This window comes from Ensifer sp. R1-3, from assembly GCF_056739175.1.
The window spans coordinates 778,002-799,209 of record NZ_CP096515.1; the positions used below are offsets into that span (position 1 = coordinate 778,002).

General features: G+C 62.0%; 16 protein-coding genes. 9 read left to right on the forward strand and 7 right to left on the reverse strand.

The window, feature by feature from the left end:
- Positions 1 to 31: 31 nt before the first annotated feature.
- Positions 32 to 1,423 (reverse strand): class II fumarate hydratase, encoded by a 1,392-nt coding sequence (gene fumC / locus M1D43_RS03800; protein ID WP_003535082.1) that lies wholly within the window; start codon positions 1,421 to 1,423, stop codon positions 32 to 34.
- A 498-nt stretch (positions 1,424 to 1,921) separates the two neighbouring features.
- Here fumC and M1D43_RS03805 point away from each other — a divergent pair, with 498 nt between their 5' ends.
- On the forward strand, positions 1,922 to 3,817 hold the full coding sequence (locus M1D43_RS03805) for a L,D-transpeptidase family protein (RefSeq protein WP_153313520.1): 1,896 nt from the start codon (positions 1,922 to 1,924) through the stop codon (positions 3,815 to 3,817).
- A gap of 32 nt (positions 3,818 to 3,849) precedes the next feature.
- Here M1D43_RS03805 and M1D43_RS03810 read toward each other — a convergent pair whose 3' ends face one another.
- Entirely contained in the window at positions 3,850 to 4,533 is a 684-nt protein-coding gene (locus M1D43_RS03810; RefSeq protein ID WP_010969520.1) for an HAD family hydrolase, read from the reverse strand.
- A gap of 219 nt (positions 4,534 to 4,752) precedes the next feature.
- Between M1D43_RS03810 and rpiA the strand changes: the two genes are divergently transcribed.
- From rpiA to M1D43_RS03835, 5 genes are all read left to right on the forward strand, one after another.
- Complete coding sequence (gene rpiA / locus M1D43_RS03815; protein WP_003535076.1) at positions 4,753 to 5,448, forward strand: ribose-5-phosphate isomerase RpiA; 696 nt, start codon at positions 4,753 to 4,755, stop codon at positions 5,446 to 5,448.
- A 111-nt stretch (positions 5,449 to 5,559) separates the two neighbouring features.
- Positions 5,560 to 6,102 carry a DUF2059 domain-containing protein gene (locus M1D43_RS03820; RefSeq protein ID WP_153313521.1) on the forward strand — a complete coding sequence of 181 codons (543 nt, stop codon included), beginning with the start codon at positions 5,560 to 5,562 and terminating at the stop codon, positions 6,100 to 6,102.
- Positions 6,103 to 6,306: 204 nt separating this feature from the next.
- The gene (gene gor / locus M1D43_RS03825; protein WP_027989268.1) at positions 6,307 to 7,698 is read left to right on the forward strand and encodes a glutathione-disulfide reductase; all 1,392 of its coding nucleotides are present in this window, start codon (positions 6,307 to 6,309) and stop codon (positions 7,696 to 7,698) included.
- 232 nt (positions 7,699 to 7,930) lie between these two features.
- Positions 7,931 to 9,304, forward strand: a complete 1,374-nt coding sequence (locus M1D43_RS03830; RefSeq protein ID WP_003535070.1) for a class II 3-deoxy-7-phosphoheptulonate synthase — start codon at positions 7,931 to 7,933, stop codon at positions 9,302 to 9,304.
- 134 nt (positions 9,305 to 9,438) lie between these two features.
- Positions 9,439 to 9,834 carry a GFA family protein gene (locus M1D43_RS03835; protein WP_153313522.1) on the forward strand — a complete coding sequence of 132 codons (396 nt, stop codon included), beginning with the start codon at positions 9,439 to 9,441 and terminating at the stop codon, positions 9,832 to 9,834.
- A 21-nt stretch (positions 9,835 to 9,855) separates the two neighbouring features.
- On the opposite strand, the gene M1D43_RS03840 is transcribed toward M1D43_RS03835, so the two are convergent.
- The 4 genes from M1D43_RS03840 to M1D43_RS03855 all read right to left on the reverse strand — a co-directional run bounded on the left by M1D43_RS03840 (position 9,856) and on the right by M1D43_RS03855 (position 15,914).
- The gene (locus M1D43_RS03840; protein WP_318853612.1) at positions 9,856 to 10,794 is read right to left on the reverse strand and encodes a hypothetical protein; all 939 of its coding nucleotides are present in this window, start codon (positions 10,792 to 10,794) and stop codon (positions 9,856 to 9,858) included.
- A 105-nt stretch (positions 10,795 to 10,899) separates the two neighbouring features.
- Positions 10,900 to 12,633: a TadG family pilus assembly protein gene (locus M1D43_RS03845; RefSeq protein WP_153313523.1), complete on the reverse strand. Its 1,734-nt coding sequence runs from the start codon at positions 12,631 to 12,633 to the stop codon at positions 10,900 to 10,902.
- A 1-nt stretch (position 12,634) separates the two neighbouring features.
- Positions 12,635 to 13,057: a TadE/TadG family type IV pilus assembly protein gene (locus tag M1D43_RS03850; RefSeq protein ID WP_003535062.1), complete on the reverse strand. Its 423-nt coding sequence runs from the start codon at positions 13,055 to 13,057 to the stop codon at positions 12,635 to 12,637.
- A gap of 937 nt (positions 13,058 to 13,994) precedes the next feature.
- Positions 13,995 to 15,914: an LTA synthase family protein gene (locus M1D43_RS03855; protein ID WP_153313524.1), complete on the reverse strand. Its 1,920-nt coding sequence runs from the start codon at positions 15,912 to 15,914 to the stop codon at positions 13,995 to 13,997.
- A gap of 268 nt (positions 15,915 to 16,182) precedes the next feature.
- On the opposite strand from M1D43_RS03855, the gene M1D43_RS03860 reads away from it, so the two are divergent.
- A complete protein-coding gene (locus M1D43_RS03860) occupies positions 16,183 to 17,865 on the forward strand; it encodes an NAD+ synthase (protein ID WP_010969513.1) in 1,683 nt (560 codons plus the stop codon).
- A 2-nt stretch (positions 17,866 to 17,867) separates the two neighbouring features.
- Complete coding sequence (locus tag M1D43_RS03865; protein ID WP_153313525.1) at positions 17,868 to 18,695, forward strand: TolB family protein; 828 nt, start codon at positions 17,868 to 17,870, stop codon at positions 18,693 to 18,695.
- A 10-nt stretch (positions 18,696 to 18,705) separates the two neighbouring features.
- Here the strand turns inward: M1D43_RS03865 and M1D43_RS03870 are convergent, their stop codons facing one another.
- Complete coding sequence (locus M1D43_RS03870) at positions 18,706 to 19,728, reverse strand: LacI family DNA-binding transcriptional regulator (RefSeq protein ID WP_318853614.1); 1,023 nt, start codon at positions 19,726 to 19,728, stop codon at positions 18,706 to 18,708.
- Between the two features lie 97 nt (positions 19,729 to 19,825).
- Here M1D43_RS03870 and M1D43_RS03875 point away from each other — a divergent pair, with 97 nt between their 5' ends.
- Positions 19,826 to 21,019: a phytanoyl-CoA dioxygenase family protein gene (locus M1D43_RS03875; protein ID WP_153313526.1), complete on the forward strand. Its 1,194-nt coding sequence runs from the start codon at positions 19,826 to 19,828 to the stop codon at positions 21,017 to 21,019.
- Positions 21,020 to 21,208: the final 189 nt, after the last annotated feature.

Below are 21,208 nucleotides of genomic sequence, written 5' to 3' on the forward strand. Positions count from 1 at the left end.
CCATGTCGAGCCGCGGCCGCATGAAGTGCGGTCAGGCCGGGCCGATCATGGTTTCGGGGCGGACGACGGCGTCGAACTCCTCGTCCGTGACGTAACCGCCGCCGACGGCCTCCTCGCGAAGCGTGGTACCGTTCTTGTGGGCGGTCTTGGCGATCTTGGCCGCGTTGTCGTAGCCGATCTTCGGCGCAAGCGCAGTCACCAGCATGAGCGAACGGTCGAGCGCCGCCTTGATGTTGTCCTCCCGCGCCTCGATCCCGACGACGCAATTGTCGGTGAAGGAGATAGCCGCATCGGCGAGCAGTTGCACCGACTGCAGGAAGTTGTACGCCATCAGCGGATTGTAGACGTTGAGCTCGAAATGGCCCTGGCTGCCGGCAAAGGTCAGCGCCGCATGATTGCCGAAGACCTGGACGCAGACCTGGGTGAGCGCCTCGCATTGAGTCGGGTTGACCTTGCCCGGCATGATGGACGAGCCCGGCTCGTTTTCCGGCAGTGAAAGCTCGCCGAGGCCGGAGCGGGGGCCGGAGCCGAGGAAGCGGATGTCGTTGGCGATCTTGAAGAGCGCGGCGGCGGTGGCGTTGATTGCCCCGTGGCTGAAGACCATCGAGTCGTGGGCGGCCAGCGCTTCGAACTTGTTCGGCGCGGAAGTGAAGCCGATGCCGGTGATGGCAGCGATTTCCTCGGCGACCTTCTCGGCAAATCCGACCGGCGCATTGAGCCCGGTGCCGACGGCGGTCCCGCCCTGGGCGAGCTCGCAAAGGCCGGGGAGCGTCATCTCGATCCGTTTGATCGAGGAGGCGACCTGCGCCGCATAGCCGGAAAACTCCTGTCCCAGCGTCAGGGGCGTTGCGTCCTGCGTATGGGTGCGGCCGATCTTGATGATGTGATCGAAAGCCTTCACCTTCTCTTCGAGCGCCTTGTGCAGGTGCTTGAGCGCCGGCAGCAGATCGTGGATCACGCGCTCCGCACAGGCGATGTGCATGGCCGTGGGATAGGTGTCGTTCGACGACTGGCTCATATTGACGTGATCGTTCGGGTGAACCGGCTTCTTCGAACCCATGACGCCGCCGAGCAGCTCGATCGCACGGTTGGAAACGACCTCGTTCGCATTCATGTTCGACTGGGTTCCGGAGCCCGTCTGCCACACGACGAGAGGGAAGTGCTCGTCAAGCTTGCCGTCGATCACCTCCTGTGCGGCCTTGACGATGGCGTCGCCGATCGCCGGGTCGAGGCGTCCGAGCGCCATGTTGGCGCGGGCAGCCGCCTGTTTGACGATGCCGAGTGCGCGCACGATTGCCAGAGGCTGCTTTTCCCAGCCGATTTTGAAATTGCCCAGCGATCGCTGCGCCTGGGCGCCCCAATAGCGGTCGCTCGCCACTTCGATGGGGCCGAACGTATCTGTTTCCGTGCGGGTCGATGTCATCGTGATACCTGCTTTCGTCATGCGGTTCATGAAGCCGAGGCGGGGAACCGGGTCCAAGGCCGATCTTACTCCCCGCTGCCGGGCATTTCTCTGCCTTGGCCATGCTGCCTTGTAAAGGGGCCGCGGGGGCTCGGAACACCTACAATCGTTTGAATTGCCCCCGAGCGGCAAGCTCCGACCGGGCATCGCCGACATGGGTTTCCGGCCGGCGGCGATGTGTCCTTTCCGTCACATCCGCAATCTTCCGTTGCGCGTCTTCCTTGTGTCGCAGGGAACATCGGCATCGCGCCCGGCCGGGCAAAGTAGATGCAAATCAGATTTTTAGGCGAAGGGGCATGGCTGAAAACGGATCGCGGCGAGACGCGGGGCGCGGATTCGGGAGGCTTCGTTTCCTTTTCATTCACCATCCTTTTCTATAACTCTCGGAGCACGAGGGCGTGGCGAGAATCTGGCGGCGGCTGCATTCGGCGGCGACGCAATACGGGGACGTTTGTATCTATGAGAATCATCAAGTCGGCAGCGATTGTCACGCTCATGAGCGGCTGTGTGGTTGCAACCATGGATGTGCAGCCGGCGTCTGCAATCACCTTCATGGACTTCATCCGCGGAGGCAAGAAGCGCGACGTGCAGGAGCAGGTGCAGCCTCGGCGGCAGCTTCCGGGTGTGGACATGTTCGCGCCGCAGCGGCTTGATCAGAAGGCGGCGAAGCCACCGCGCATCACCGGCCCGCGCTATTATACCTACAAGGCGGAGCCGCTGCGCCGGATCGCGACGGATCGTCTGGTCGATCCCGTCGTCACCGGCTCGGTGCTGAACGGGGCCCTGCCGCCCATGCTGCGCTCGCCGCTTGCCGACGCGCGCCAGTTTCTTCCGGAAGTCGATGTGCGCGCCCCCGCCGAGGTCGCAAAAGCCGTCGAGAATTTCTACGGCACGCGGACGGATTTCCTGTGGATCGAGGGGACGGGCGTCAGCGGCCGTGCCAAGGCGGCGCTTGGCGTCTTGTCCGACGCTGCGAAGGTCGGTCTCGACCCGCTCGACTACGCCGTCATCGTTCCTCCGGAAGATTTCGACCGCGGCGACATGATCGCCCGCGAGAAGGATCTGGTGCGTTTCGAAATCGCGATGTCCGCGGCCGTGCTCACCTATGTCCAGGATACCGTGCGCGGCCGTATCGATCCGAACAGGATCTCCGGCTATCACGACTTCAAGCGGAAAAACGTCGATCTTCTCGGCTTTCTGGAGAAGATCGAGACAAGCAGTGATGTCGGGGCGCTTGTCGAAAGTCAGAATCCGAAAAGCGCACAATTTACCGCATTGAGGCAGGAACTCGAACGGCTTCGGACGCAGGTGGAAGCCGCGCCGCGGGTGGAGATCGCACCGGGGACGTTGTTGAAGCCCGGCGAAAGCAATCCGGAACTCGCGAATGTTATCGCCGGAATCAAGTTGAAAGCCTCGGAAGCGTTGAAGACGGAGCATGCGGTCGTGCTCGCGGCCTATGAGGGGACGCCGGACTACACGCCCGAGCTGGTGCCGCTCGTCGAGGCCTTCCAGAAGGAATATGGCCTGAAGGCGGATGGCATTGTCGGGCAGGCGTCGATACGCGCCCTCACCGGCGGCGATACGACCGAAGGAAAGATAGACAAGGTCGAAATCGCGATGGAGCAGGCGCGCTGGTTGCCGGATGGGCTTGGCGACCGCTATGTCTTCATCAACCAGCCGGCCTTCACCGCGTCCTATACGGAACAGGGCACGGAGCAGTTCTCCATGCGCGTGGTCGTCGGTTCCAAGGCCAACCAGACATATTTCTTCCAGGACGAAATCCAGACGGTCGAAGTAAATCCCTATTGGGGCGTGCCGCAGTCGATCATCGTCAACGAAATGCTGCCGAAGCTTAGAAACGACCCGGGTTACCTGGACCGCATGGGTTATCAGGTGGAAGTCGGCGGCCGCGTCGTTCCTTCCACCGCGGTGAACTGGTACGGATCGACGAACTCGATCGCCGTGCGCCAGCCGCCGAGCAGCGACAATGCGCTCGGCGAACTCAAGATCCTCTTCCCCAACGCGCACGCGATCTATATGCACGACACGCCGTCGAAGAGCTTCTTCAAGCGCGACCAGCGGGCGCTAAGCCATGGCTGCGTGCGTCTTGCCGATCCCCGGCGCATGGCGGCGGCGGTTCTGGGCGTAAGTGTCGACGAGGTCGGCATGGAAATATCGGGCGGCCGCAACAAGGCGCTGCCGGTATCCGCCAAGGTCCCGGTCTATGTTTCCTACTTTACCGCCTGGCCGAACAAGGACGGAACCGTCGAGTATTTTGACGACGTCTACGAGCGCGATATGTATATGAATCGCGCTTTCGAGGCCACGCGCAAGGCGCGGAGTCTGGAAGGATGAGGAGGTGGGCCGCGTTACACGAGCGGCCCCTTTCACTTCGGCTTGCGGGAGAGCACAGTCTCGACCAGATCCGGTGTCAATTCGTCGAAGTGCCCGATGATACGATCGGGCAGCAGGCTTTCGATCGGCACGTCCGAATAGCCGAAGGGCACGACGATCGACGGAACAGAGGCATTTCGGGCGACGAGAACGTCGTTGAGACTGTCGCCGACCATGACCGCCCGTTCGGCCATCCCCCCGGCATTCGAGACCGTCGACAGCAGGTGGTCGGCATGCGGTTTGCGGACGGTGAAGGTATCGCCACCGGAGATCGCCGCAAAGCGGCCAAGTAACCCCAACCCTTCCAAAAGACGCTTTGCCAGCATTTCCGGCTTGTTGGTGCAGACTGCGAGTTTCAGCCCCGCATCCTGCAGGCGATCGAGCGCTTCTATCAGCCCCGGATAGGGAAGGGATTCACCCGGCATCGATCCGTGATAAAAATCGACGAACTCTTTCATCTGCCAGGTCAGTTCTTCTTCGGCGATCGTTCTGCCGCGAAGCGCGAAAGTCCTCTCGATCATGGCCCGTGCGCCGTGGCCGACCAGATGCGTGAGATCCGCATAGGTCACCGGCTCGATACCGGCTTGCGTCACCGCATGGTTCAAGCTGGCGACAAGATCGGGCGCTGTGTCGACGAGCGTACCGTCGAGATCGAAGACGACTAGGGGCAGGGACACCGGCAACCTCGTTCTGCAAAACCTTGTCCGTCCGGGTAGGCGAAGTCGGCGCGGAATGCAATGGCGACCTAGGTCGTAGCGCTGCCGGAATCCGGTTCGGGCCGTGCATTTTGACTTTTGTTTGCCGCGGCGGGCGTGTAAGTGTCTCAGCGGAATTGGAGGGTGGCGGCCGAGGGCGACGCCCCCGCCTGACGTGGATCGAGAGGGAGCGAGTGGCGCATGGACGCCCGCCAGATGAAGATCAAGGCCGCCGAAGCGGCACTTGAACATGTCGAAAGCGGCATGCGGCTTGGAATAGGCACAGGCTCGACGGCTGAAGAATTCGTCCGATTGCTGGCCGAGAAAGTGGCATCCGGCTTTCAGATCTCCGGCGTTCCGACGTCCGAGCGGACTGCGCGCCTCTGCCTCGAGCTCGGTGTGCCGCTAAAGTCGCTCGACGAACTGCCGGAACTGGACCTGACGATCGACGGGGCGGACGAGGTCGACGGAAAGCTGCGCCTGATCAAGGGCGGCGGCGGCGCGTTGCTGCGCGAGAAGATCGTTGCGAGCGCCTCGACGCGGATGATCGTCATCGCCGACGAATCGAAGGTCGTGGACGTGCTAGGCGCTTTCAAGCTGCCGATCGAGATCAATCCTTTCGGCCAGGTCGCCACGAGGCTCGCGATCGAGAAGACCGCTTCGCGGCTGGGTCTGGCAGGGGAAATCGTCGTACGATCCTCCGGCGACGGAGTCTTCATGACCGATGGCGGACACCTCATTCTCGATGCATCTTTTGGCCGTATTCCTGATGCAGATGCGCTCGCGGTGGAGCTGAACGCGATCCCGGGGGTCGTTGAGCACGGGCTTTTCATAGATGTGGCGTCGATGGCGATCATTGCCGGTCCTGAGGGAGCGCGCACGCTTACGGCGTCTTGAGCCGCTTCGGCTGAGTGGCGCGGGGCGTATCGAGAGACAGATTTTGCACAGGTCAGCCAGGCGGCGGCTATCGGCCGGGCGGCACGTGCCAACACAGGAGCATGGATAAATATGAACAAATTCGCAGGTCTTGCCCGCACTTTCGCTACTGCTGCGATCCTCGTTTCGGTTTCGGTTCCGGCGGTACGGGCACAGGAGGTGACGGAAGATCAGATCAAGGCTGCGCGTGCGACGATCGCGGCGCTCGGCGTGACCAACAGCTTCGACAACATTCTGCCGAACCTCGCCGAACGCCTGAAGAACACGCTCATTCAGGCGTCGCCGAACCATCAGGAACTGATCACCGCGACCGTGGACGAGAAGGCGCTCAGCCTCGCCGGGCGGCGTTCGGATCTGGAGCGCGAAGCCGCGACCATCTACGCGAAGACCTTTACCGTCGAAGAGCTGAACGCCATCGCCGACTTCTACAACTCGACCGCGGGCAAGAAGCTTTTGAACGACGGCCCGATCGCCTCGCGTGAGATGCTGAAGGCTGCCGACATCTGGGCGGCAGGCGTTTCGCGCGACCTGACCAGCGAAGCGACGAAGTCGCTCGATGAGAAGATAGGCAATGCGCCGGCGGCAAATGCAGGCGCTGCGGCGCCCGCCCAATAAGCCCTCGGGCGAACCGGCGGTCTGGCCACCCGAAGCTGACCGCACGAGGTCGGCCGCAAGACAGGAGCCCGGAGTGATCCGGGCTTTTCTTTTTTTGCGTCGCAATACTATATCAGGGGCGAAAGGCGACTCCGTTCGCGCTTTCCAGCCCGACGTCTTCCGGCCGACGGCGTATTCGACATTTCATTTCCTGCAGGAGTTCCCATGAGCGCTTTCGACTATGACCTCTTCGTGATCGGCGGCGGTTCGGGCGGTGTGAGAAGCGGGCGGCTGGCTGCGGCGCTCGGCAAGAAGGTGGCGATCGCCGAGGAGTTCCGGTATGGCGGGACGTGCGTCATTCGCGGCTGTGTACCGAAGAAGCTCTATGTTTATGCCTCGCAGTTTGCGGAACATTTCGAAGATGCGGCGGGCTTCGGCTGGACCGTCGGCGAGAGCCGTTTCGATTGGGCCAAGCTCGTTGCCGCGAAGGAACAGGAAATCGCCCGGCTGGAGGGTCTTTACCGTAAGGGCCTGGCGAATGCCGGCGCCGAGATCCTGGATACGCGCGCCGAGCTCGCCGGTCCGAACACGGTGAAGCTGCTTGCCAGCGGCAAGACCGTCACGGCGGAGCGCATCGTTATCGCGGTCGGCGGACATCCGAGCCCGCATGACGCGCTGCCGGGCCACGAACTGTGCATCACCTCCAACGAAGCCTTCGATCTTCCGGCGCTGCCGGAATCGATCCTCATTGCCGGCGGCGGCTACATCGCCGTGGAATTCGCCAATATCTTCCACGGGCTGGGCGTGAAAACGACGCTGATCTATCGCGGAAAGGAAATTCTATCCCGCTTCGATCAGGACATGCGGCGCGGCCTGCACGCAGCCATGGAGGAAAAGGGAATCCGCATCCTCTGCGAGGACATCATCCAGTCGGTGTCGGCGGATGCGGACGGACGGCGTGTGGCGACGACGATGAAACATGGTGAGATCGTCGCCGACCAGGTGATGCTGGCGCTCGGTCGCATGCCGAACACGAATGGTCTCGGGCTTGAGGCCGCCGGCGTCAGGACCAATGAGCTCGGCGCAATCATCGTCGACGCTTTTTCGCGCACCAGCACGCCGGGGATCTACGCGCTCGGCGATGTGACCGATCGCGTGCAGCTAACCCCCGTGGCGATCCACGAGGCCATGTGCTTCATCGAGACGGAATACAAGAACAATCCGACTTCGCCGGACCACGACCTGATCGCGACCGCCGTGTTCTCGCAGCCCGAGATCGGCACGGTCGGGATCACGGAAGAGGAAGCGGCCCGGAAATTCCAGGAGATCGAGGTCTATCGCGCCGAGTTCCGGCCGATGAAAGCGACGCTCTCCGGCCGTAAGGAAAAGACGATCATGAAGCTCGTCGTCAATGCCGCTGACCGCAAGGTCGTCGGGGCGCATATTCTCGGCCATGATGCCGGCGAGATGGCGCAGCTGTTGGGGATTTCGCTGAAGGCCGGCTGCACGAAGGACGATTTCGACCGGACGATGGCGGTTCACCCGACGGCGGCGGAGGAGCTCGTCACGATGTATCAGCCGAGCTACCGCGTGAGGAACGGAGAGAGGGTCGGCTGAGCCTCTCCCGTCGGCGTCGTGGCGGTCCACGTTTTCTGGTAGGATGGCTTTCCAAGCCCCCTGTTAACGTTTATAAGCCCGCATCCGCGAAAGTAGTCCGCCCGGGCGTTGTGGCAGATCGCAGGTATCGGCAGGGCTGCCGACGCGGGCGCATGCAAATCCGGATGCCGGGCCGCATGACGGCCGCAGGGCGCGACGCGGGCCGATCCGCGTCAGACAACAGGTGATGGAAATGGCACAGACTTGGACTCCGAACAGCTGGCGGCAAAAACCCATTCAGCAGGTGCCGGACTATCCGGACCTCGCAGTGCTCGATAGCGTGGAAGCGCGTCTTGCCAAGTATCCGCCACTTGTCTTCGCCGGAGAGGCGCGCCGTCTCAAGAGCGCGCTTGCCAACGTTGCCGAGGGGCGCGGCTTCCTGTTGCAAGGGGGCGACTGCGCCGAGAGCTTCGCCGAGCATGGCGCCGATACGATCCGAGATTTCTTCCGCGCCTTCCTGCAGATGGCCGTCGTCCTGACCTTCGGTGCGCAGCAGCCGGTCGTCAAGGTGGGCCGCATTGCCGGCCAGTTCGCCAAGCCGCGCTCGTCGGGCGTCGAGAAGCAGGGCGATGTGACGCTGCCGAGCTACCGCGGCGACATCATCAACGGCATAGAGTTCACGGAGGAGGCACGCGTGCCCAATCCGGAACGTCAGGTCATGGCCTATCGCCAGTCCGCGGCGACGCTCAACCTGCTGCGCGCCTTTGCCATGGGCGGTTACGCCAATCTCGAGAACGTCCATCAGTGGATGCTCGGTTTCGTCAAGGACAGCCCTCAGGCAGAGCGCTACCGCAAGCTCGCCGACCGGATCTCCGAGACGATGGATTTCATGAAGGCGATCGGCATCACCGCTGAAAACCATCCGAGCCTGCGTGAAACGGATTTCTTCACGAGCCACGAAGCTCTGCTGCTCGGTTACGAGCAGGCGCTCACGCGCGTCGATTCCACCTCGGGCGACTGGTACGCGACGTCCGGCCACATGATCTGGATCGGCGACCGTACGCGCCAGCCCGATCACGCGCATATCGAATATTGCCGCGGCATCAAGAATCCGCTTGGCCTGAAGTGCGGCCCGTCGCTGACGGCGGACGGCCTTCTCGAACTGATCGACATCCTCAATCCCGCCAACGAGGCGGGACGTCTCACGCTGATCTGCCGCTTCGGGCACGACAAGGTCGCCGAGCATCTGCCGCGCCTCATCCGAGCCGTCGAACGGGAGGGCAAGAAGGTGGTGTGGTCCTGCGATCCGATGCATGGCAACACGATCACGCTCAACAATTACAAGACCCGGCCGTTCGAGCGGATTCTGTCCGAAGTCGAAAGCTTCTTCCAGATTCATCGCGCCGAAGGTTCGCATCCGGGCGGCATCCATATCGAGATGACCGGCAACGACGTCACGGAGTGCACCGGCGGCGCGCGTGCGCTTTCAGGTGACGACCTTGCCGATCGCTACCACACCCATTGCGATCCGCGCCTCAATGCCGACCAGGCGCTTGAGCTGGCCTTCCTGCTCGCCGAGCGAATGAAGGGCGGTCGCGACGAGAAGAAGATGGTCGTCAACGGCTGATCGGTTCGATAAAGCCATCAGTTCAATATTTCTGAACCTGCGGCGCATTCTCTGAATTTGACTTTGGCCGGGCCAGCTTGAAAGCTTGTCCGGCCTTTATGTGTTGAAGTGCATAGGTTCGAAGGGGGCAGACGATGGAGATAAACGAGGGCGGTTGCCTTTGCGGCGCTGTTCGTTTCAAGACGCGCGGAAAGCTTCGCGAACTGATCTTCTGCCATTGCTCTCAATGCCGAAAGCAAACCGGGCTCTACTACGCGGCCACCAATGTGCCCGACCGTGAAATGGAAGTGGAAGGCGTCGAGAACGTGACCTGGTACCGTTCCAGCGATGAGGCGCGACGCGGTTTCTGCCGGCATTGCGGATCGGCCCTGTTCTGGAAGGCGGATGGACTGGACTACACGTCCATTCTCGCCGGTACATTCGACGGGTCGGTGGCGCTCGAGCCCGGCTATCACATCTTTTGCGCGGACAAGGGGCACTATTACGATATCGGCGACGACCTGCCGCGCTTTGCAGGATCGCGGCCGTAGCGGGCAGAGAATGCTCGGCAGTCAAGCAGCCCAATCGGAGGCTTGATCATAGGCACTGGCCAACGCCTCGACCTTGACCGCCTGCCAGGAGACATATTCCTCGATCAGCCGTGCGCTCAGCCAGAACCGTCCGCGTCGTCCATCCTCGGATTTTCCAAGGAACCCGGCTGCGTCGGCTCTGGCGAATATCCGGCGGACGTGGGTATTCGATATCAGGTAGTGCTCGGCCAGTTTCGCCAGGCTGACCTCGACCCATACCTTGCCGTCCATTGGCGCGAATTCGGAGACGCGCGTCATGAGATCGTCGAGGATCACACCGCCCGATTCGGACCAGACAAAGATGGCGACACCCTTCGGCGGCGTCGTCCATCTGCTGTCGGAGAGGAGGCGCCGTGCCGCGAGCGGCTGGGCGCGCTCGAAAATCGATTTGTCCGCTTCGACGCGTTCGATCCTGGTGCCGCCGTCAAGGAGATCGATCGTGCTCATCTGACTTTTGAACCAGAGTCGCATCGCGGTTTCGCTGACCTCGGTCGGCTCGAGGGGACGCGCTCTCTTGGTACGTCCGCCGGATGCCGGCTGAAGCATCTTGTAAGCGACCAGTTCCGCGAGGAAAGCGGCGGCCGTGTTGCGGCTGGCGCCCCCGGTATCGCGCATGAATTTGAGCAACCGTGCGGCGGTGATGCCCGATTCCGGGTTGTTGACGTCCCGTTCGAGATGGAGCGAATAGGCCGCTTGCGTCAGCATCCACTTCTGGTGTGACGCCACCAGGCGCGCCACGCGCGGAAAGAGGTCATTGAGGGCGATCAGCGTTCGCGCGCCTGCCTGCAATATCTGCGGGAAATTAGGATTTCGCACCAAGTCGCTAACCGTCAAGCCGGTTGGCACCTGCTGCTCAGAGCTGCCCTTCTCCGCGACCCGCTGCATCTGCTGCGCGTGCCCCCACTCCTGCGCTGGGGGCACTGCATGGTCCCTTCGCCCCACATTTACCATTCACGCGTTATGCTCAATGCGCAAGGCCTGCGTTTTGTTTCACACGAAATTGAAATCTGCACGTGTGCGAGCGCTTTACTGAACAAGAACGGGCCGTTGGCATTTGACGCCGGTGACGCGCACGTCGGCCTCGCCGACGCGCACGCCGACCAGGAGCAGGAGATTGTAGAGCAATTGATCGACGGGTGCGGTCACGGCGCCGAGTGTTTGCGCCAGAGCCTGCTGCAACAAAGTCGGGCTTCCGATCGAGAGGAGACGGCCCACATTGATCTGCGCGTCGAGATTGCCGAGCAGGGTCTTGGTCGTCGATGAGAGGATATCCCTGGTCGAGACGGTCTTGATCGTCCGCGAGGAAACCTCGGCAGGGCTGAATGCCAGGCGAGAGGGTTGCAGGTTCTTGGACTCGACATGGGCGATGCCGTCGATCTTGATGAGACCGTCGAGGAGCCGCGCCCGCGTCACCCGGGCATCGGACGAAAAGCTCGACAGGACGGTGGGATCGACATCGCCGAGGGCGATCTCCGCCACGCCCGGGACCGCATCTATGATCACCGCCGCATTCTCCGGCGTTCCGCCGTAGCAGCGGATATCCGAGAGCTTTGCTTCCGCATGGGCGAGTTCGACATAGATCGGTAGCCGTATGCGGGTCCCGGCGAGAGCCGCGAGACCGTCGATGACGACTTCGACAGCGAGGCGCGTTTGTGCCGTTCTTACGGCCGCGCCGGGTGAACCCAGGCGATGGCTCGGCGTTTCCACGGGCGGTTCGCCGATCGCGAGCCTGACTTTTACCGAGGCGATGCCCGGCAAACCCGCAACGGCGTCGAGTGCGATCTGATGCTCGCCGTTGGCGATCACCGCAGCGGCGGAGACGATCTGCAATGCACTGACTTTCATCGCCCAGTCCGAGCCGGCATCGACGCTGAGGCTCTTCTTCGGGTCGATGTTGAGGATCTGCGCCAGAGTGAGTGTCTGCTTGTTCCCGACTGTCGCGAGTTCGACGGCCTTGAGCGCTGAAGTCACCGTTCCGGAGAGGCCCTGCACAAGCCGAAGCGACCCGAGCAATTGCGGCATCGTCAGCTCCGCCGTCAGCACGTCTTCGTAGGAAGCGGCCGTGAGACTGAGGCGGGTGGCGATGATCTTGAGGAATGGCTGGATATCGATGTCGGCGTCGATCAATGCCTCGTAATCCATGACCTTCAGCGCAATATTGGTGCCGAGCATCTGGCCGAGGATCGCGTTCAAGAGACCGCCGTTGAGGCTGGCAAGGCGGGAGCCGACGGAGAAGGCAGCGATCTTTGAACTCGCCGCGGTACCGATGACGCTCAAATCCGGCGGCTCGCTGAACAGCGCCGCGAGATAGATGTCGCCCTTCTTCTCAAGCGTAACCTGGACGGCGTCGGCGGGCAGGGCCCCCCTGATGAACCTTTGGCCGGCATCGATCGCCGGGTCGGGGACGTAGCGCCCGCGCACGATCGTCGCCACCCCCTTGGCGGCGGTTTCGACGTCGTTCGGCAGCAGCTTGCCGTCGACCGTCATCAGGCCCGAGGGAGTCGAGACGGCGAAGCCGAGATCGTTGCTCCGGAAGTGGGCGAGGACGGTCTCTTCGGCGGAGCTTACATTGGCGGCCGCCGCAATGGAGGCGAGGTCCGCGACAGACTGCAGCTCGCGCCGCTGAAGGGTAAGATAGCCGTAATCGATGCCGAGCCCCATCGACGCGACCACCAGCGGCATGACGAGCGCCGCCGAGACCCCAATATTGCCGGTGCGGGACTTCAGGCATCGGCGGAAGGCGGTTGTCGCTCCATGCATCTCAGATACCTCCCACGCGTATCGTCGCGTAACGCTCGATCTGCTCGCCCGGCAGGGCAAAGGTGAAAAGCTTCCAGATCGGAAGATCGCTTGCGTCGTAGGAAATGGTGACGGTGAACTGGTTGGTATTGTTGGCGTCATCGCGGACGGTGACGTTCATACGGGAGGAGTCGATGAAGGTCTGGTTCATCGTCGTGCGCCGGATGTAATCGGTGGCAAGGCGCTCCCGTTCTTCCTGCGAAAGGCCCGCAATCGCAGTCCGCGCCGCATCCGCGGCGACCTGCTGGATGGAATGTGCGGCGCTCAGATAGATCCCGTAGGCTATCAGCGTCAGCACGCACATGAAGAAAAGCGGCGCAATGATCGCGAATTCAATGGCGGCAGCACCCTTCCGACTGGCGAGCAGGCGGTTGAAAACGGACATGCAGCATCTCCGAGTATTCTGAGTATTTGTTTCCAATTGTCCCTGCAGCTTCAGGGTGCGCCACAATCGTTAATTTTCTTATACTTTTTCAACCCATTGTTTTTCCTCGTGGAATATTGCCTTTTAGGAAATCTTTATTCGCGTTTTAATTGATTCACAGGAGGTCTTGCCACATTTCATGTAGTTGAAAGCAGTCGCCGCAAGGACTTGGCCTGGCTGGATTCCTGTGACGAGCACAGGAATGAGGGAGGCGGGAAGCACGGCCTACGAGAAGTATTCCGAGGGACCGGGACCCTCTCTCCCCTCATCCCTGTGCTCGTCACAGGGATCCGTCAGCGCCGCGTCTGCGGCGCGGGAGAGTCTTTTCAGCCCAATGACTTGGCCTGGCTGGATTCCTGTGACAAGCACAGGAATGAGGGAGGCGGGGATGCAAGGCCTACGAGAAGTATTCCGAAGGACCGTACCCTCTCTACCTCATCCCTGTGCTCGTCACAGGGATCCAGCAGCGCCGCGTCTGCGGCGCGGGAGAGTCTTTTCAGCCCAATGACTTGGCCTGGCTGGATTCCTGTGACGAGCACAGGAATGAGGGAGGCGGGGATGCACGGGCGTTACGGCAACCTTCGCTCGAAGGACATGCGCGCCATCTCCTTCCGCACGGCCTATGAGAAGTATTCCGAAGGACCGTATCCTCTCCACCTCATCCCTGTGCTCGTCACAGGGATCCAGCGGCGCCGCGTCTGCGGCGCGGGAGAGTCTTTCCAGCCCAATGACTTGGTCTGGCTGGATTCCTGTAACAGGCACAGGAATGAGGGGGGCGGCGGGGAAGCATGACCAATGAGAAGTATTCCGACGGACCGCACCCGCTCCACCGTCATCCGGTGCTCGTCACAGGTATCCAGCGCGGAGCGCTTGTGCTTCGCCCTCCGACCGAGTCCGTTCACAAACCGGCGCTGTAAAGCTCGGCATGGGACTTGAAGAAGCGCTCGGTGCTGTAGCGCTTGCCGAACATCATGTCGTGCTGCAGGAAGCGGTAGTCACGCAGCGATGCGGGGACCTTCGGCTGGCGCAGCCAGTCGGCGACGTCCTTGCCGTTCTTGCGGATCAGCATGTAACGGTCGAGGACACGGTAGTGGTCGTAGACCTTGCCCAGGAACCCCGTGTAGTAGGGATGCTCGTAGCCGGCCTGTTTCAGGATCTGGTAGGAAAGGAAGGCCGGGCTGATCGTGCCGATGTTCTTCTTCGAACCCGTCTTGTTCGACCAGACGACGAGCGGCGTTTCATGCTCAGCCTTCATCTGATCCTTCGGTCCCTTGCGCTCCGCCGTAATGCCCTTCATGTAACCGGTGCTGGAATAGACCGTATTCAGCGGCGGCAGGTGGTCGCCAAAGAGAACGATGATCGTCTCCCGGTCGCGTTCTTTCGCCCAGTCCATCAGCATCTTGAGGCTGTCGTCAGCCTCCTTCACGCCTTGCGCATAGGTGGCGAGCACCTGGCGATCGGCTTCGGGAAGGTCGCCCTCGACCTTGATCGTGTTCTTCGCATAGCGGTTGGCCTCATACGGACCATGGCCCTGCAGGGTCACCGCGAAAAAGAAGAAGGGGTCCTCCACTTCGTCCGCCTGGCGGATGATTTCCTTCGTCAGGGACTCGTCCGACGCGAAGATGCCGCGCTTCTGCATGGCCGGCATGTTCTCTTCCGACCGGAACATGTCGAAACCGAAGGCCTTGTAGACGGCTGTGCGGTTCCAGAACCACCCCTGGAAAGGGTGAATGGCGCGCGAAACATAACCCTCGCCGCGGAAGAACGTGGCGAGCGAGGGAATGGGATTGCGGATATATTGCTGGTAGGGGATGCTGCCATAGGGCAGGAACGCGTTGGAAAAACCGGTCAGCGCTTCGAATTCGACATTGGCGGTCATGCCGCCGAACTCCGGAGAAAAGACGTTGCCGCCCTGCAGTTCACGGATTGTCGGCATGGGATCGGGCGTCAGCTTCACCTTGGGAAGACGGGTCGGATCCCAAAAGGATTCGCTCATCAGCACGATCACGTCCGGTTTGCCGCGATGGGTCGTGCCGGCGGGAAGCGGCTTTACCGGAATCCGGTCGATCGCGTCCGCCATATAGCCGGCCGGCGCGTTTACATTGGCCATCGGGAGGTTGATGGCAAAGGCAAGCGCGAAGCCGTTATGGCGGTAGTTCTCGGTCTGATCCCACATGATCGGGATGACCCGAAGCCGGTCACGGATCCACGAGAACTGGTTGTAGTCCATGATGTTCCAGAATGCGACCAACAGCGGCAGGGCGAATGCGATCCGCATCAGCCGCTCCCGACGTGTCAACTTGGGAAAGTTCTGCCAGGCGAACCGCAACAGGAGAGCGCCAACGACGATGGCCGCGATCAACCCGGCGACGACGCCGACCGCGGTCCACGGCCTGTCCTTCACGAGTACCGGCATCAGTTCCATGATCTGCCGGCCGAAAAGAAAATCGGTCGGATAGAGCGGATCGGACAGGAAGACCTGCTTCTGCTGACTGATGAATGCCGGCACGACGGCGAGCGGCGCGATGAGCAGCGCGGCCTTGTGTTCGCGACCGAACAGGGCATCGACGCCAAGCATGGCGAGGAAGAATACGGCGACCGTGGTCCAGGCCGGGCGCATGGGATCTGCGAAATAGGCGACGGTGTCGGGCCAGGACCAGCGCACGATCACTTCGACGGTGAAGACGAGCGCTATCGCAATGAGAAGCGTGAAGAGCGCACTGCGCGCGCCCGACAGGGTTCTCGTGTATCTTGCGGAAGAGCTTTCCCCGTCGGCGTAGACTTGAGAGCTGCTCACGGCGGAATCGATACGGGCCAACGGGCGTCTCCAGTTTCACAAATATTTCACTCCACCGTCATACGACTGTCATCTTGAACAGGGGATGAATGGCGGAAACGGCGCCGCCGCCGCCTGGTTCCTGTGGCCGCGCAAGAATTTCTGCACTTCGTGTAACGGTCCGAAAACACGGAGCTTTTCGGATTTTTTCCGCCGGATCTCGATTGAGTGTGGGTTTTTTCCCGCCGGATGCGGTAAGAACAACGCGAACGAAACATGCATTCGCTGACGAGAGACGACGGGCCCGCTCATGACTGCACAGAAAGCCGCTCCCTCAACGCTACGGATCGCCGTGGCACAGCTCAATCCGACGGTCGGAGACATTGCCGGCAACGTTGCAAAGGCACGCGAGGCACGGACGGCGGCGGCGCGCGAAGGCGCCGATCTGCTGCTTCTGACCGAACTCTTCATCTCCGGCTATCCGCCGGAGGACCTCGTCTTGAAGCCCGCTTTCCTGAAGGCCTGCGAACAGGCGGTGGAGAAGCTTGCGGCGGAGACGGCAGATGGCGGGCCGGGCGTCGTCATCGGCTTTCCGCGGCAGGCCGCCGGCCTCCGGCACAATTCCGTTGCGGTTCTCGACGGTGGCAGGGTCATCGCCATCCGCGACAAGGTCGACTTGCCGAACTACGGCGAGTTTGACGAAAAGCGCGTCTTCGACGCGGGTGAGATGCCGGGCCCGGTGAATTTTCGCGGCGTGCGGATCGGCATTCCGGTATGCGAGGACATATGGGGCGATCTCGGCGTCTGCGAGACCCTCGCGGAGAGTGGCGCCGAAATCCTCCTGTCGCCGAACGGCTCGCCATACTATCGCGGCAAGGTCGACGTGCGCCATCAGGTGGTGCTGCGGCAGGTGATCGAGACCGGCCTCCCGATGATCTACGCCAACCAGCTCGGCGGCCAGGACGAGCTGGTTTTCGACGGCGCGAGTTTCGCCTTCAACGCGGACAAGTCGCTGGCATTCCAGATGAGCCAGTTCGAAGAGGCGGTCGCCGTCTCCGAATGGAAAAGGGGCGCGGGCGGCTGGATCTCGGCCAACGGGCTCAAGTCGCGCATACCGGAAGGCGAAGAGGCGGATTACCGCGCCTGCATGCTGGGCTTTCGTGATTACGTCAACAAGAACGGTTTCAGGAACGTCGTTCTTGGCCTGTCCGGCGGCATCGATTCGGCGATCTGCACGGCGCTTGCGGTGGATGCGTTGGGCGAGGAGCGGGTTCGCACGGTCATGCTGCCCTACCGCTACACCTCGCGCGAATCGTTGCGGGATGCCGAGGCATGCGCCAAGGCGCTCGGCTGCCGCTACGACATCGTAGCGATCGAAGAACCGGTCGAGGGCTTCCTCAGCGCGCTCGCCGACACGTTCGAGGGAACCGAAGCGGGCATTACCGAGGAAAACCTGCAGAGCCGCACGCGCGGGACGATCCTGATGGCGATCTCCAACAAGTTCGGCTCCATGGTGGTGACGACGGGCAACAAATCCGAAATGTCGGTCGGTTACGCCACGCTTTACGGCGACATGAACGGCGGTTTCAATCCGATCAAGGATCTCTACAAGATGCAGGTTTACGCGCTGGCACGCTGGCGAAACGGCACCGTTCCGCCGGGAGCGCTAGGCCCGTCAGGCGAAGTCATTCCGCAGAACATCATCGACAAGGCGCCGTCGGCCGAACTCCGCCCCGACCAGACGGATCAGGATTCGCTGCCGCCCTATCCCGTGCTCGACGACATTCTCGAATGCCTGGTCGAGAAGGAGATGAGCACGGAGGAGATCGTCGCCCGCGGACATGAGGAGGCAACCGTTCACCGGATCGAGCACTTGCTCTACATCGCTGAATACAAGCGCCGCCAGTCGGCGCCGGGCGTGAAGATCACCAGGAAGAATTTCGGCCGCGACCGGCGTTATCCCATCACCAACCGCTTCCGCGACAGGGGGTAATCATGCGCAGTTCGGTGGAGATCTTCGACATTGCGACCGGCGAGACGCGCGTCGTCTGGCAGACGGAGCGGTTGGTCGAGGCACCGAACTGGTCACCCGACGGAAAATTCCTCATCATCAACGGCGACGGCAGGCTTTACCGGCTTGGCTTCGACGGTTCCGATCCCACGGAGATCGACACCGGCTTTGCGCGGCACTGCAACAACGATCACGGAATCTCGCCCGACGGCAGCACGCTCGTGATCAGCGACAAGACGGAATTCGGCAGTTCGGCAATCTATCTCCTGCCGGCAGAGGGCGGCACGCCGCGGCTCGTCACACGCAACCTGCCGTCCTACTGGCACGGCTGGTCGCCCGACGGGCGCATGCTGGCCTATTGCGGGATCCGCGATCAGGTCTTCGACATCTACACGATACCGGTCGATGGCGGGGAGGAACGCCGCCTGACGCAGGGGCAGGGCCGCAATGACGGGCCGGACTGGTCTGCGGACGGGGAGTGGATCTATTTCAATTCGAGCCGTACCGGCCGCATGCAGATCTGGCGGGTTAGGCCGGACGGCAAGGATGTCCAGCGCATCACCGACGGCCCTTATGGCGACTGGTTTCCGCACCCTTCTCCGGACGGCAGACACCTGCTCGTGCTCTCCTATGACGGCGATGTCTTCGATCACCCGCGCGATCTCGACGTGCGTCTCCGCCTGATGGATCCGGACGGCGGCAATGCGCGCGTACTGCTCGAACTCTTCGGCGGGCAGGGGACGGTGAATGTCCCGAACTGGTCGCCCTCGGGCACCGCCTTTGCCTTCGTACGCTACGAACCGGAGGAATAGCCAGCGGGGGTCAGATACGCGGCAGGTTGTAAGGGGTGATTACTTCGACCGCGGAAAGATGCCGCTTTTCGGAGGCGCGCAGTGCGCCCCGGCGCTCCATGACCGCGTGGAAAGCCATGTGGACGTCCGTTTTCAGGTCGTGGTGAAGAACGAACTGGACCAGGCCCTGACGCAGGAGATCCAGATTGTCCTCGTCGAGGTCATGAGCGACGAAGAGAGCGCAGCCGCGTTGCATCTGTCCGAAGGCGTCGAGCACAGCGCGATTGCCTCCGCCGATCGAATAGGCAGCATTGATCTCCGGATGGCTGGCGATTGCCTTGAGGGCAAGAGCGCCTGTCTCCTCGTTCCTGCCATGGCCCTCGCTGATCTCGACCACGCCGATATGCGGATATTTTTCCCGCAGCACGCGGCGAAAACCGATCTCGCGTTCCTCTTCGCCGCGGAAGCGGCTGCTCGATATGGTGACCAGCACAGTCGCAGGCCGGTCCGCGAAGCGCTCGCCGATCAGGTAGGCTGCGGTTTCACCGGCGGCGCGGTTGTCAGCCCCGGCATAGGCCGTCCGCGATGAATGCGGCAGATCGGTAACGAGCGTGACGACCGCAACTCCCGCATTTTCGAGCCGCGCCACGGCGGCCGCAATCTCCGGCACGTCGGGCGCCTTGAGGACTACTCCGTCGGCTCCCCGAAGCCGAATACGGTCGAGCAACTGGCTGATGTCCTGCGGCCGCATGGTCTCGGCGAAATGGAACCGGGACCGGAAAACCGTAGGCATGAAGGTCGCGGCTTCGCTTTCGAATGCCTTGCGCACCGCTTCGGTGAAGCGTTCCGGCGCCTCCATCACCACGTCGACGGCATATTTGCGTCCCTGTACCTCAAGGCCCGCCTGCTGTCTCTCGAGTTCACGAATGGCTGCATTGACGCGCATTACCGTTTGCTGGCGCACGCCCTGCCGGCCGTTGAGGACGCGATCGACGGTCGCCGTACTGAGTCCCGCCTGGAAGGCGATGTCCTTGACAAGAAACGGATGTGCCACCGATCCCTCCTGATGGCTTTTTGATGGATTCCTGCTCTATATCAGAAGCGGGCAAGCCGTATAGTCGCATCATCGTCATCCTTGAGGAGGAGAGCTGATGAAGACGGACAATCCCGCGCGGGCGCGTCTGGAACGCGTGTGGCTCAGTGAGGCGGCCTGCGATATCGAGGAATTTCGTGCGGCGGTCGAGCACCGTGTCAGCCTGGCGGACTATCCGTACGCGGCGGACTGCCAGAAGAACGTCCTGATTTATGACAGCGCCCGTCTTGCCGGCGATTGCGCCACGCAGGACGGCAGGCGGTCGGTGCTTGCGGAGATCTGCGAGGCGCTTGCGACGGGGCCGGGCGTGGCGGTCTTCAAGCGCGCCTTCACCGATACGCGGGTGATCGACGAAGCAAGCCGCATCTTCGACGAGATCATCGAGGAACAGCACCGCACCAACAGCGGCGGCGGCGATCATTTCGCCAAGCCCGGCGCCAACGACAGGATCTGGAATTCACTCGAAAAGCACTGCCTGAAGAACCCCGAGAATTTCGCGGCCTATTACGGCAACGCCATCATCGCGCTCGTCAGCGAAGCCTGGCTCGGTCCGAACTACCAGATGACGGCGCAGGTCAACCGCGTCAATCCCGGCGGCGCGTCTCAATCGCCGCATCGCGACTATCATCTCGGCTTTCAGACCTCGGCCGTTATAGAGCAGTATCCGGCGCATGTGCACAGGCTCTCGCCGGTCCTGACGCTCCAGGGCGCGGTCGCCCATTGCAACATGCCGGTCGAAAGCGGGCCAACCCTGTTCCTGCCCTATAGCCAGACGTATCTGCCCGGATATCTCGCTTTGAAACGGCCGGAGTTCCGCACCTATTTCGAAGAGAACCACGTGCAATTGCCGCTGGAGAAGGGCGACGTCGTGTTCTTCAACCCGGCGCTTTTCCACGCCGCGGGCAGCAACCGGTCTGCCGGAATCAAGCGTGTGGCCAATCTTCTGCAGGTATCCTCCGCCTTCGGCCGGGCGATGGAAACGGTGGATCGCGAACACATGTGCGCCGTGCTCTTTCCGGCTCTGAAAGTTCTTGCGGCCGGAGGCAAGCTCACGCAGGACGAAATTGCCAATGCGGTTGCCGCGTGCGCCGAGGGGTATTCGTTCCCGACCAATCTCGATCGTGATCCGCCGGTTGGCGGTCTGGCGCCCAGGACGCAGGCACAGCTGATGCACGAAGCGCTCGCCGGCGAATGGAGTGTTGAGGCGTTTGCCGAAGCGCTGGCCGATCAGGCGGCGAAAAAGCTAAGCTAGCCGTCTTGGCTTAAGGTCTTTTGAGATCTTGAGTTTATCACGGCTACTGCGAGATGGATGATGGCGTTGGTGCTCTGGTGGATTTGTCGGGGCGTAGGGCGGTGCGGACAAGGTTGCCGAGCACGTCGGTCAGCGTGGGGAGGACTGCAATCTCTCCTCCTCATCTCTGTGCTTGTCACAGAGATCCAG

Excerpts from the sequence above, each read along its gene's own strand:
- M1D43_RS03835 (WP_153313522.1), top strand. The coding sequence starts at position 9,439 with ATGGAGATAAACGAGGGCGGTTGCCTTTGCGGCGCTGTTCGTTTCAAG.
- M1D43_RS03865 (WP_153313525.1), top strand. The coding sequence starts at position 17,868 with ATGCGCAGTTCGGTGGAGATCTTCGACATTGCGACCGGCGAGACGCGC.
- M1D43_RS03845 (WP_153313523.1), bottom strand. The coding sequence starts at position 12,633 with ATGCATGGAGCGACAACCGCCTTCCGCCGATGCCTGAAGTCCCGCACC.
- M1D43_RS03830 (WP_003535070.1), top strand. The coding sequence starts at position 7,931 with ATGGCACAGACTTGGACTCCGAACAGCTGGCGGCAAAAACCCATTCAG.
- gor (WP_027989268.1), top strand. The coding sequence starts at position 6,307 with ATGAGCGCTTTCGACTATGACCTCTTCGTGATCGGCGGCGGTTCGGGC.
- rpiA (WP_003535076.1), top strand. The coding sequence starts at position 4,753 with ATGGACGCCCGCCAGATGAAGATCAAGGCCGCCGAAGCGGCACTTGAA.
- M1D43_RS03805 (WP_153313520.1), top strand. The coding sequence starts at position 1,922 with ATGAGAATCATCAAGTCGGCAGCGATTGTCACGCTCATGAGCGGCTGT.
- M1D43_RS03860 (WP_010969513.1), top strand. The coding sequence starts at position 16,183 with ATGACTGCACAGAAAGCCGCTCCCTCAACGCTACGGATCGCCGTGGCA.
- M1D43_RS03820 (WP_153313521.1), top strand. The coding sequence starts at position 5,560 with ATGAACAAATTCGCAGGTCTTGCCCGCACTTTCGCTACTGCTGCGATC.
- fumC (WP_003535082.1), bottom strand. The coding sequence starts at position 1,423 with ATGACATCGACCCGCACGGAAACAGATACGTTCGGCCCCATCGAAGTG.
- M1D43_RS03875 (WP_153313526.1), top strand. The coding sequence starts at position 19,826 with ATGAAGACGGACAATCCCGCGCGGGCGCGTCTGGAACGCGTGTGGCTC.
- M1D43_RS03850 (WP_003535062.1), bottom strand. The coding sequence starts at position 13,057 with ATGTCCGTTTTCAACCGCCTGCTCGCCAGTCGGAAGGGTGCTGCCGCC.